The organism is Pseudomonas sp. SAS7 (assembly GCF_052112345.1).
GTDB classification, from domain to species: Bacteria; Pseudomonadota; Gammaproteobacteria; order Pseudomonadales; family Pseudomonadaceae; genus Aquipseudomonas; species Aquipseudomonas putida_Q.
In genome coordinates this window covers 1-12,490 of the sequence record NZ_JBEGGO010000013.1, presented here as the reverse complement: position 1 = coordinate 12,490, position 12,490 = coordinate 1, and the positions used below count along the sequence as shown (strand labels likewise).

Sequence of the window (12,490 nt, the reverse complement as noted above, 5' to 3'; positions counted from 1 at the left end):
ACGATCTCAATCCAGTTGCTGCGCCCGCAGCGCCTGCGCCAGCATGTCGATGAAGGCCCTGACCTTGGCAGAGCCGTACTTGCTCTCGCGATGCAACACATGAATCGGCCAGGGCGCCTCCTCGTACTCCGCCAGGATCACCTGCAATTGCCCACTGGCCAGCTCATCGGCCACTTGGTACGACAACAGGCGGGCAATCCCCAGCCCGCCACTGGCGGCAGCGATCGCCCCGTCATTGCTGGTCACCGTGAGGCGCGGCTTCATGCGCACCAGGGTTGGCTCTTCCGTCACCCCAAAGCGCCAGCCAGCCCGGGGCGACAGGTTGGTGGTGCCGATCACCGCATGCCCGGCCAGGTCCGATGGATGCTTCGGCACGCCATGGCGCGCCAGGTAGTCGGGGGACGCACACAACATGCGCCGCACCCTGCCGACCCGCAACGCCTTCAACCCAGAGTCGGGCAATGGGCCGATGCGCACGGCCACGTCCATGCCCTCCTCGACCATGTTCACCACGCGGTCGAGGAAGTAGGCGGAAACATCGACTTCCGGGTACTGCTGCAGGTAGCGGACGATACACGGCATGACGAACTTCTTGCCGAACAGGATCGGGGCGGTAACTGCCAGTTCGCCTTTGGGGGTGGCGTTGATACCGGCGGCTGCTTCGTTGGCCTCGTGGATGCTGGCCAGGATGTGCCGGGTGTCCTCCAGGTAGCGGCCGCCGGCTTCGGTCAGGCGCACGCTGCGGGTGGTGCGCAGCAGCAGCTTCACGCCAAGCTGGTCTTCCAGGGCGCTGACGGCGCGGGTGACGGCGGCCGGGGAAATGTCCAGGCGGCGCGCGGCGGCGGCGAAGCTCTCCAGCTCACCTACCGCGACGAACACCTTCATCAGGTGGATCTGGTCCATGCGGGCTCCTGGGTATTTGGGGGTGCCGGGATTATCGGTTATCCGGGCGCTTTGTGCTGCCTGCCTTGGCCTCATCGCCGGCAAGCCAGCTCCCACCTCGACCGCGTTTAACTCAAGGTATGTGCAATCCCTGTGGGAGCTGGCTTGCCGGCGAAGAGGCCAGGACAGGCATATCAGATATCCAGCACCAGCGCTTGTATCCCCTGCTCCACCTGCGCCGGCACCGCACAACAGATCAGCACCGACCCCGCCTCCGGGAGCTCTGCCGGTGGGTTCGGGTAATGCACCTGGCCGCTCACCAGCCTGGTCTTGCAGGTACCGCACGACCCACCCCGGCAACTGAACTCCGGCGCCAACCCACGCGCTTCGGCCAGTTCCAGCAGGGTGCCGCTGCCTGGTGCCCAGCGCGCCTCCTTGGCCGACGCCGCGAAGTACACAGGTACTGGCTCGCTGGCCGCAGGCGGCTGTTGCAAGGTGGGCTGGCCTGCATCCGAGTGCCGCCGCAGCGTCGACGGGCCAAAGGCTTCAGCGTGAATGCGCGCATCCGGCACATGCACCGTGCGCAGCCCTTCATACAGGTCCTGAGTAAAGCTGCCCGGGCCGCACAGGTAGAAATCGTAGTCGTCCAGCGCCAGCGTCGCCTTGACCTGCTCGATGCCAAGCCGGCCGGCAAACTCATAATCCTGCCCGGCCACTGCATGGTCTTCTGGCTGGCTCAGGGCGCGATGAACGTGCAGCAAGCCGCCAGCCTGTTGCCCCAAGCTTGCCAGCTCCTGCCCGAATGGCAGGTCGGCCAGGCTGCGGGCGCCATGGAACAAATGGATACGCCGTGCCTGCCCTTTGCTCAGCTGCTCACGCAGCATGGCCAGCAACGGCGTTATACCTACGCCGGCGCCAATCAGCACAAGCGGGCGCGTACTCTGTTCATCCAGCGTGAAACTGCCCATAGGCGAGCGCACATCCAGCACATCACCTGGCTTGACGCGCTCATGCAGGTGCCGAGAGGCGGGGCCCTGCGCTTTTACGCTGATACGCAGGTAGCCATCGGACGGTGCGCTCGACAAGCTGTAGGTCCGGATCATCGCGGCTTCACCGTCGATCTGAACCTGCACCGGAATGTGTTGCCCTGGCGCAAAGGCCACACTGCTATCACTGGGCGGTTCAAGGTAGAACGAGCGGATATCGCGGCTCTCCTGCTCCACCCGCAGCACACGCCAGGCTTGCCATTGGCGCTGTCGCTGGCGTTTCTGCAGGCGTGCGTCGGCCTCGGCCCAGGTGCCAGTCATCAGGCTGGTCGGTGCGTATTCCTTGAACGCCCAGCGCAGGGAAACCGCCGCCGGGCGCCACACCACCTGCTCCACCTCCAGCGTCCACAGCCGCTCGGCACCTTCGAAATCCTGGATGGCCGGGCTGTCCAGCAGCACCTCGGCACGCCCGCACAGCTGCAGCACATTGCCGTTGCTGAAATCGATGAACAGCAAGCCGGCCCGCGGGTTAACCAACAAGTTGCCCAAGGTGTTGAAGTGCAGGTTGCCCGCGTAGTCGGGAATGATCAGCCGATTGCCCTCGACCTTGACGAACCCTGGCCGGCCGCCACGGTGAGAAACATCCACAGCGCGCTGGTCGTCGCCTTGCTCGACATAGCTGGCGACGAAGAACGTGTCGGCGGCCTGGATCATGCTGACGGTTGTGGCATCCAGTGTTGTCGCATCGACACGCGCCTGGGCGGGCTGGGCGACGCGGGTGTAGTCACGCAACTGGATGTACTGCGGGCAGTTGCCGAACGACTGCTCCACCCTCACCTGCAGCAGCCCGGCTGCAGCCTGGCGGATCTGCCCGTTGATGCGATTGCGCCGACGGCTGTGCAGTTCGATACCCAGCAGGCCGACCGCCTGCCCGGCTACCAGCCCCGGGGTGGCGGGGTCATCTGCTGGCAGCGTGGTGTCGATCGTCAGCACGCGAGGGTCGGGCGAGCTGACAAAGCCTTCTGGCCCTTCCAGCAGCGTGGCCCAAGGCCGACCCAAGGCGTCCACACTGGCGGCGACCATGAACGGCAACTGGTGATAGAAACTACGGTGCTGGTCGGGCATGTAGTCACGAATGACCTTTTGCCCGAACGCCTCCATGCGCTCTGCTACACCGACCTTTTCCTGCAGGGTTTTCTCGCCCGCATGCCAGGGCGAGGGGCGGTGGTCCGGGGACTGTTGCATGGTGGCGTTCCTCTCGAAGGCGAGGTATCAGGCGCTGGTCTGCAGCCCGATCACAGTGCGTGGCATGGGCACGAAGCCCGGCAGCGACTCGATCCGTGCCAGCCAGCTGCGCACGTTGGCATAGGGCTCCAGCGACACGTTGCCTTCGGGGGCGTGGGCGATGTACGAGTAGTTGGCGATGTCGGCGATGGTGGGCGTGCTGCCCGCCAGGAATGGCGCCTTGGCCAGCTCGGCGTCGATCACCTTGAGCAGGGTATGGGCACGGGCGATGACTTCGTCTGTGTTGAACGCAGCGCCGAACACGGTCACCAGGCGCGCAGCAGCGGGGCCAAAGGCCAGCGGGCCGGCAGCCACCGACAACCAGCGTTGCACACGGGCGGCGCCAGCGGGTTCTTCGGGTAACCAGGTGCCGTTGTCATACTTTGTGGCCAGGTAGACCAGGATGGCATTGGAATCGGCGATCACCGTGCCGTTGTCATCGATAACCGGGACCTGGCCGAACGGGTTGAGGGCCAGAAAATCCGGCTGCTTGTGTGCGCCTTTGGCCAAGTCGACGAACACCAGCTCGGTGGGCAGGTCAAGCAGCGAGAGCATCAATTCGATGCGATGGGCGTGGCCAGATTTGGGGAAGTTGTAGAGCTTGATAGGGTTCGACATGGGTTTGGCTCCTGGTCAGCACCGGGATGGGCTGGTGGAGCCTATGCTGCACTGGATCGGCTGGCAGCAGAATCACTGCGCAAGGGAAACCATAATTTCGCGGGGCGCAATAATGGAACATTCAAGGCCGGCAGCTACTATGTGGGGCGGCCTTGCGAGGGGCCGGGCCCATCGTAAAGCGGCCCCACGAGAAACGCGCTACCGCCCAGACAGCACATCTGGCGCTATGCGAACACTCAGCCTAATCGCTGCTGGCGTTGGTAGAGGTAGAGGACATGCACTGCGTCAACCACCAGCGGAACGGTGGCCTGATGTTCTTTCAGGCTAAATGTGTCGAGGGTGGCAAAACCCTCCTCCTGACCATGCAGGGCGATCACGTCGAGATGTTTTCGAAGTGGGGCAGGTAACGCTGTCCATTTTCCCAAACGAACGCCGCGCATGTACCCGAAGCACCACTCTTCAAGCACCACGATTTCGCCCTGCTCCGTGTCTCTGACCTCAAAGAGCAGGTTCAGCTCATCCGTGGCTTCGCTGAGCATGACAGCTACAGTGTTGTAGAACTTGATGATCAAGTCCGTGTAGCGTCGAGCCTGTGCTTGCGTTTTGAACGCAGGCAGCTTGCCACCGGAAACCTCAGGCAGCCACTCACTCGGGGGCACCAGGCGCGGCGAGCTACACAAGGCATTCATAAAACCGTCGAGTTCGCTGATATCAAGTATGGCGTCATCATTGCCATACTTGAAAAGCAGCTCACCCAGTTCGTCCAACTCTTGGTCTGTGATCGTCTTACTCATAAATCTTAGTTCTGCACCCGGTGGAAACGGAAAAGCTTGCGGGCCGCCTCAATCACGTGAGGCACGCACGCCTGAATATCTTGCTCGGACATCTGATCAAGCAGCTCGAAGTTATCTTCAAGCCCATGCAGGGAAATGACCTTCAACAGTTGGTCCTGCTCCGGCGGCAACTCGCCCCAAACGGCAATCTGGGTGCCGCGCATATAGCCGAAGCACCACTCCTCCATGACGATCACAGTGCCACCCTCGCCCTCGCTTTCCTCGAACAGCGGCTCGAAGTGGTCGACGTCTTCAGTCAATGCCTCTTTCACCTGATCGGCATAGCGCAACATCAACGCGGTGTACGCTTCTTCGTGCGCTGGCTTCTTGAACTTCGGCACCTTGCCACCGGCCACTGCAGGTAGCCATTGTTCCGGGAAGACGGCAACAGGCGAACTGGCCAGCGCGGTGAAAAAGCCATTGAGTTCGGCCAGGTTCAGCACGGAATAGTCGTTGCCGTAGGTGATCAACAGGTCTTCGAGGCGGTCGAGTTCTTTTTCGCTGAGTACGGGGAGCATGGGTGAGAATCCTGGGAAGCAAAAGTGTGTGCACCCTAGCACAGCAACGCCGAAAGGGCTGCCCGCGCGAACTACCGCGCGGGCAGATGGCTCAGACGTGCAACCAGTCGTGCAACTCATGTCGCCTATCGGTGCCAATCAACAGCCACAGCAAGATTCGGCATTTGCGCGGGCAGAGGTGCCCTGCCATGTATACGCCTTTTTTTTGCAGGTCGATTTCTGCACCAGCAAACCCATAGGTTGTCCGCGCGGTTGGCCCATTACCTGTGCGTGTGGCAACAACTACAGGCAAGGTGGGCGCCAGGTGTTCCAGCACATCGGACCAACTAGCGGCAACATGCCCAGCGCCGAAGCCGGCAATGACCAACCCTTCATAACCCAATGTAGCCACAGCCTGCAGCAGCGCCGTGTCGCCGTCCAGGCAGGCTTCCAGCAGGGCAACGCGCTGGTCGGTGCGATGCGGTATGGGCAGCACCTCCCGTCGTGCTGGCGGATGGCGATAGACCACTTCCCCCTCCACCACTTGGCCCAATGGGCCACATCCCGGCGACTCGAACGCGGCTATCGCCATGCTGGCCGTCTTGCGCACCCTTGCCGCGCAGTGAACCTGGTCATTCATCACCACAAGCACTCCTCGCCCGCAGCTGCCTTGTGCCAATGCCACCTGAGCCGCAGCCAACAGGTTGGCCGGCCCATCATTGCCCGGCTGGCTGGCCGAGCGCATGGCACCGGTCATCACCAATGGCGCATCGAATGGCCATAGCAGATCGAGGAAATAAGCCGACTCCTCCAGGCTATCGGTCCCTTGGCTCACTACCAAGGCCTGGGCTCCGCGCTCCACCTGGCACCGGGCCCATGCCAGCACTTCCAGCAGCGTCGCGAAGTCCAGCGATGCACTAGGGACCAGGCACAATGAAGCAACATTCAATTGCGCCATCTCGCGTAACTGTGGCACCTGAAGCAGTTGCTGCTCGCAGCCCAGGGTTGGCGTCACACCACACCCAACAGCCTGGGCCTGCATACTGACCGTGCCCCCCAGGCTAGCGATCGACAGCCTGGGCAGGCTCGAATGTTCAGTCATGCTTCTCCCCCCACAAGTAACCCGATCAGAGGCACGATCGCTAACGTGCTGATGGCCATCGACATCACGTTGCCGATGTAGCCATGCACATAAGCCGGCAATCGCTGGGTGACTGCCACTGCCAGCGGCGGAGCCACCAGCGCACCCAGTACTGCGCTGGCCACCACCACTTGCCAGCTGCCGCCATGCGTCAGCACTGCGGCCGGAACGATCGAGACAATCGGAATGTAGGTAGGGTACCACCCACGGGCTTGCCACTGGCCTCGCCAGAATACGACCCCAACCAGCGATGCCAAGGCCTGCCCGGCCACTATCTGCATCACCAGCATTGAACCGTACGACGGTGCAGCCGGGGCCAACAGGTAAGCCAGCAACACGCCCAGCAGCAGCCCGAGGCTGGCCAGTTCATTGCCGAAGAATGGCGCTTCGCTGAAATCGGCCAGCACGCGCCGCAAGGTCCAGACCACACCGTAGTCTGGCGGGTTGACGACCGGCGCCACTACAGTGGCTACACGGCTTTGGCGTACCCATGAAGGAAAGCGCTTGCACAGGATGAAGGCCACGACACTGGCAACCGCCATGCCGCTCACATTGCCAACTACTACGGGCAACTGCAGGGGGTAGCACAGGTAGTTGACTATCAGCAGGCTGGCCGGTGTTACCAGTAGAGCCCCCAGTACCGCCCCTGTGATCGTCACCCGCCAGCCCGCACCAAACAGCAACACCATGGCCGCCGGCAATGACACGAAGGCGACGAAGGTGGGTTGCCAGTTGCCACTGGCCAAGGTCCAGCCCCACAACGCGTGGCTGAGCAGCAAGCCCAGGAACGAACTGGTGAACACCCATGGCCATAACCCGCTGCCATAGCAAATGGCAAAGCCCTGCCAGCGGTACCCTCGCACGTGGGCCCAGTGCGCCAGGCAAGCGCCCAGCAGCAAGCCAAGGGCGGGCAGCTCGTGCTTGTAGAATGCCACTTCGCTGATATCACCGACGATCCAGCGCAAGCGGCTCAGGGGCTGATCGAGCGTCGCCACCATTACTGCATAATCCGGCCATTGGCCATGGGCAAGGCTCGCAGCGAGCACCAGCAGCAGACAGGCAAAAATCAACACAGGCCAACGCTGCTGTCCCGAGAAGAGAAGCGTGTTCATTAGCGACTCCTCAACGTGGCATTGGCGCGTGCAAGCGGTAGCCAAGATTGGCATCGTAGAGGTCTGTACGCCGGTCTCGTGGCAAGTCGTTGAGGGTGTTCCAGATCGGCGCCGAGCGTGCACTGCTCAGATCTACATCCGCATAGAGAATTTCTTCGGCCTCTGCACTGCCCACTTCGCCGATCGGCCAGCCATTGGTACCGGCGATCAGCGAGCACCCCAGGAAGCGCCCGCCCCGCTCGCTCCCGATACGGTTCGCGGCGGCGATATAAACGTTGTTGACATGCGCTGCGGTCATGGTCAGGTACGAGGCCATGCAGCGCCCTGCTTCATCGAACAACGGTGGCGGGGTCCATACCCAGTTGTTGAGGCTGCAGATGATGTCGGCGCCTTGCGCCGCCATCAGCCGCGGGACTTCCGGGAACCAGATGTCCCAGCATATGAGCAGGCCGATACGGCCGATCGGCGTCTCGAATACCGGAAACCCCAGATCGCCGGGGGTGAACCAGAGTTTTTCCTGGTTCCAGAGGTGCGCCTTACGGTAGTGCCCGAGTCGGCCTTCAGGGCCAAACAGTACGGCACTGTCGTAGAGTTTCAGCCCGTCGCGCTCGGAAAAACCTGCGGCCAGGTAAACCTGGTATTCCCTGGCGAAGTCCGCCCAGGCTTTCAGACTATGGCCGTCCTGCAGCGTCTCTGCATGGGCATAGGCTTCGGCGCGGGAGTTGAAGGTGTAGCCGGTATTGGCCAGCTCAGGCAGCACTATCAGGTTGGCGCCTTCGCCTGCTGCGCGCCTGGCCAGTGCGAGCCCTCTATCCAGGTTGCGCTCACAATGCTCAAGACCGACCTGGGGATCGTACTGGACGACAGCGATACGTACAGGGCTGACGGGGGAACAGAATTCAGACATGGCGGCTTCCTTTTGTGGTTGTTTTGGAAGGACGCCAGTAAAGCGATGTTGGGCCTGGGAGGGACAGTCAGGTGGTTCCTATGGGACCGAAGGAAAATCACATGATCGCAGTAGGACTCCCCCTACAAAATGCCCCGTACGCCGCTATTTCCCAACCTGGTAATGAGGGTAGTGCTCAAGGGTAAAGCCACCATTGAATTGCGCTGAAGTGTTGTTGCAGAGGTTGATGACCGTATCAATTGCCGTGCGCAAACACGGCTCTGTCCACCCGGCGTCAACTGAGAAGGACTCTCCAGCCAGATACAACCCTGAGCTCGCGCTCAGATCCCGGTTGTATTTCATCAGGTTTACCGCATCAAAGTAGGTACCTGCCCTATACAATTTCGCACACCCGAGCGCATTTCGGTCTGTGCTCCAACGCTGTATGCGAATGTTTCGAGTATCGATGTAGGGCGTTATAGCCTCACCCACATTGGTGCACCGCAGGAGGATCCGATCGAGCTCCTTCAGGCACTTGGTCGCCAATTCCTCATCAGAGAAGGCTGCCAATTTCGTTGCATCATCCTCCCAGGTATAACTGAGGAGTATGCAGTCATCTGGGTAGCTGTCGTTGTATCGATAGGCATAGACATCGTGCACGAAGCTATCGGTAATCAGGATTTGCGGCATCGGCTTGCGGTCGAGAAAGCTTTTCTTCAGCGGCGCATAGACTTTGCAACTCGTCTCCCAGTGGGCATGCTTCCAGGCATCGATAATCGACTGAGGCAACATCTGGCGGGTGAAGCCGCTGAGGCGGATGTTGGTTTCGATCAGCCATGACGGCGTGGTTATGATCACGCTGTCAAAGTCTTGGTACTCGGTGGTCTCGTGTATCGGATCACTGCACTGCCAACGATATCCGACCCTGACCCGGCCATTTTCCAACTTCTGCACCGCGCAGACGGACGTATCTGTCAGCAGCCCGTCATCGCTTTTCAGCAGATGGTCATAAAGCGAAATCCCTCCCATGCCGACGTCCAGGTACAAAAGGCTTTCGTCCATGGCCGCAAGGCCGAGATAGGCGGGTCCTTGAAACGGCAATCCTCTGCTATCTGGAACATTGTTGGCTTCAAAATGCGGAGCAGCGTAAGGCATACCTGTTGCATCCACACGGCCATGCACCAGCTGCAAATGACTGCTGAAGCCAAAGATTGCCGTACGTAGCGGGTACAAGCAGCAAACATCATAAAATGCTCCCCAGCTGCCGTCGCCAATACCGATTGCATAGAAAATTGCTGACTCATCACTGCTCATGCCCAAACCGCCAAAGTCACCGGGGTTTTCAGGATCCCAGGCAACGAGGGCGGGCAAATGCACCAAATCCCTGAAGGACAAGCGGTGATAGCGTTCGACGATGTCCCGCCATGTCGACTCCCAGCTTGGCGTGCCATAAACAGTGGAAACGTGTTCAGCAAACCGCTCAGCAAAACTGCGCCATTTCTCGTAGACCTGCTGCAAGAAAGCCGACGGTGGTGGTGTTTCCCCTGACGGATTACGCCAGACCAACAGCACCGGGTCACCCTCACCTTGTATTTGCCCTTCGCGCAGATAAATACCGGTGGCATTCACCCAAGGTGTACCTGGATTGGGGAAATCAGAAATCCGCAGCTCAAATAGCTTGGCGTAATACGCCATAAGCGAGCGGCCATCTTTAGGTGATTCTCCTGTCCTATTGAAGAAAGGCATGCGCATGGCCCCCATTTCAAAAGGAGTGACAGGGTGCTTGTGGCTTGCAGGGCTGTTCACGACTGTCAGGTGTCGGCCGCCTACACGCCGGGACTGCTCAATCAAGGTGATACGGCTAAAACCACAGCGCAATAATTCCCGGGCCGCAGTCAACCCGGTAACGCCGGCACCGACAATACAAATGCGGTGTTCGGGCTGTGTGGCCCGTGCAACGCCTCCCTCTTGTTCGATCAGGCGGCGGTAGTCGAAGCAGAGATCTGGGGGATTAGGGAAACGCGCGGCCCACGGCTGCATCGGCAGTGATGGGTCGATGGTCAGATCGGCGGGGTGGTTGTGTGTAGAACCAATTGTCATGCTCTCGTGTTCTCCATGAGTGGAAGAACCTGAGCATGAGCATTTGCAAGATGCGTGAGGGGGTTGTTATGCACCACCCGCCGGCACCTACAGGATCTTGAGAAACCTGAAGGGGCCGGCTTGCCAGCGATACAGTCGTCGGTGCTTACACCGCCAGCGCGCGCTCACGCAGCTCGCTGTTGAGGATGCGGTCGTTCTCGCTGTAATCGACCGGGCAGTCGATCACGTGCACGCCTGGGGTCTTGATGCAGTGTTCCAGCAGTGGCAGCAGGGCTTCGGCGCTTTCCACGCGGTGGCCGTTGGCACCGTAGGCTTCGGCGTACTTGACGAAGTCCGGGTTGCCGTAGTCCAGGCCGAAATCGTTGAAGCCCATGTTGGCCTGCTTCCAGCGGATCATGCCGTAGCCATCGTCACGCAGGATCACCACGGTGATGTGCATGCCAAGGCGTACTGCGGTTTCCAGCTCCTGGCTGTTCATCATGAAGCCGCCGTCGCCGCACACCGAAATCACCGGGCGGTCCGGGTGAACCAGATGCGCCGCCATGGCGGACGGCAGGCCGGCGCCCATGGTGGCCAGGGCGTTGTCCAGCAGCACGGTGTTCGGCTTGTGCGCCTTGTAGTTACGGGCGAACCAGATCTTGTAGATGCCGTTGTCCAGGGCAACGATGCCTTCGGACGGCAGTACGCGACGGATGTCGGCAACCAGGCGCTGCGGGTAGACCGGGAAGCGGTTGTCGTCACCACCTTCGGCGATCTGCGCTTCGTTGGCTTCACGGATGGCCATCAGGCGGGTGAAGTCCCAGTGCGAGGTCTCGGTCAAGGCTTCGCCGACCTGCCACACGGCGTTGGCTATGTCGCCGATCACTTCCACCTGCGGGAAGTAAACAGCATCGACTTCGGCAGAGCGGAAGTTGATGTGAATGACTTCGGTGCCACCACGGACCATGAAGAATGGCGGCTTCTCGATCACGTCGTGGCCGATGTTGACGATCAGGTCGGCGGCTTCGACGGCGCGGTGGACGAAGTCGCCCGACGACAGCGCAGCGTTACCCAGGAAGCGCGGGTGGCGCTCGTCGACCACACCTTTACCCATCTGGGTGGTGATGAACGGGATGCCAGTCTTGTCGATCAGCTGCTTGAGGACCTTGGCGGTCATCTTGCGGTTGGCACCGGCACCAATCACCAGGATCGGGTTGCGCGCATTCTGCAATTTTTCGACGGCAGCCTGGATGGCCACATGCTCGGCCAGCGGGCGGCGGTGCAGGCTGCGCGGGATCGGCAGTGCGTCGGTCTGCTCGGCGGCGATGTCTTCCGGCAGTTCCAGGTGTACCGCACCCGGCTTTTCTTCTTCAGCCAGGCGGAAGGCTTCGCGCATGCGGGCCGGGATGTTGTCGGCCGAGGCGAACTGGTGGGTGTACTTGGTGATGGGGTCCATCATGCCGCACACGTCAATGATCTGGAAGCGGCCCTGCTTGGACTTCTTGATCGGCTTCTGCCCGGTGATCATCATCATCGGCATGCCGCCCAGGTAGGCGTAGGCGCTGGCGGTAACCAGGTTGGTGGCGCCAGGGCCGAGGGTCGACAGGCTGACGCCGGTCTTGCCGGTCAGACGGCCGTAGGTGGCAGCCATGAAACCTGCAGACTGCTCGTGGCGGGTCAGTACCAGCTTGATCTTCGACTTGCGCAGGGATTCGAGCAGGTCGAGGTTTTCTTCACCGGGAATGCCGAATACATACTCGACACCTTCGTTTTCCAGGCATTGCACAACGACATCGGCGGCCTTGGCCATCTTGCTTGCTACCTCAAGTGATGGGACGGTGGAAGTCCAGAAATGCGCAGCACGGTACGCTGGCATCGCTCGGTCCAGGGGTAGGAAGGCCCTGAATCAAAGTCTTGACGTAGGGTGGGCGTGGGAAAGTCACGTTAATGTCACTGCAATATTGTCGCAGTGCTGCGCTGGCGCCGTTGTAGAAGCAACTGGCTTGCCTGGCTCGAAAGTTGTGGGAGGCGACGTACCACAGATCCCTGTAGGAGCAGCCTTGTGCTGCGAAGAGGCCGGTAAGGCTAAAGATTATCTTCGCCTGCAATGGCCTCTTCGCAGCACAAGGCTGCTCCTACAGGGCTTCGGGCAGGGCTGGCAGTTTTTTCCCG

At 60.8% G+C, this 12,490-nt stretch carries 10 protein-coding genes; all 10 read right to left on the bottom strand.

Annotation, left to right across the window (positions count from 1 at the left end):
* Positions 1 to 6 precede the first annotated feature (6 nt).
* Complete coding sequence (locus ABI582_RS20145; protein WP_442120091.1) at positions 7 to 903, bottom strand: LysR family transcriptional regulator; 897 nt, start codon at positions 901 to 903, stop codon at positions 7 to 9.
* Positions 904 to 1,076: 173 nt separating this feature from the next.
* Positions 1,077 to 3,113, bottom strand: a complete 2,037-nt coding sequence (locus ABI582_RS20140) for a pyridoxamine 5'-phosphate oxidase family protein (protein WP_442120090.1) — start codon at positions 3,111 to 3,113, stop codon at positions 1,077 to 1,079.
* Positions 3,114 to 3,140: 27 nt separating this feature from the next.
* The gene (locus ABI582_RS20135; protein WP_442120089.1) at positions 3,141 to 3,770 is read right to left on the bottom strand and encodes a glutathione S-transferase family protein; all 630 of its coding nucleotides are present in this window, start codon (positions 3,768 to 3,770) and stop codon (positions 3,141 to 3,143) included.
* 236 nt (positions 3,771 to 4,006) lie between these two features.
* Positions 4,007 to 4,564, bottom strand: a complete 558-nt coding sequence (locus tag ABI582_RS20130) for a UPF0149 family protein (RefSeq protein WP_338744966.1) — start codon at positions 4,562 to 4,564, stop codon at positions 4,007 to 4,009.
* 5 nt (positions 4,565 to 4,569) lie between these two features.
* A complete protein-coding gene (locus tag ABI582_RS20125; protein WP_442120088.1) occupies positions 4,570 to 5,121 on the bottom strand; it encodes a UPF0149 family protein in 552 nt (183 codons plus the stop codon).
* 91 nt (positions 5,122 to 5,212) lie between these two features.
* A complete protein-coding gene (locus ABI582_RS20120; protein ID WP_442120087.1) occupies positions 5,213 to 6,202 on the bottom strand; it encodes an asparaginase in 990 nt (329 codons plus the stop codon).
* On the bottom strand, positions 6,199 to 7,353 hold the full coding sequence (locus ABI582_RS20115; RefSeq protein ID WP_442120086.1) for a hypothetical protein: 1,155 nt from the start codon (positions 7,351 to 7,353) through the stop codon (positions 6,199 to 6,201). The genes ABI582_RS20120 and ABI582_RS20115 overlap by 4 nt, the downstream gene beginning before the upstream one ends.
* A 10-nt stretch (positions 7,354 to 7,363) precedes the next feature.
* A complete protein-coding gene (locus ABI582_RS20110) occupies positions 7,364 to 8,260 on the bottom strand; it encodes a nitrilase family protein (protein WP_442120085.1) in 897 nt (298 codons plus the stop codon).
* Positions 8,261 to 8,404: 144 nt separating this feature from the next.
* On the bottom strand, positions 8,405 to 10,339 hold the full coding sequence (locus ABI582_RS20105) for a flavin monoamine oxidase family protein (RefSeq protein WP_442120084.1): 1,935 nt from the start codon (positions 10,337 to 10,339) through the stop codon (positions 8,405 to 8,407).
* Positions 10,340 to 10,484: 145 nt separating this feature from the next.
* The gene (locus tag ABI582_RS20100) at positions 10,485 to 12,128 is read right to left on the bottom strand and encodes an acetolactate synthase large subunit (RefSeq protein WP_442120083.1); all 1,644 of its coding nucleotides are present in this window, start codon (positions 12,126 to 12,128) and stop codon (positions 10,485 to 10,487) included.
* Positions 12,129 to 12,490 lie beyond the last annotated feature (362 nt).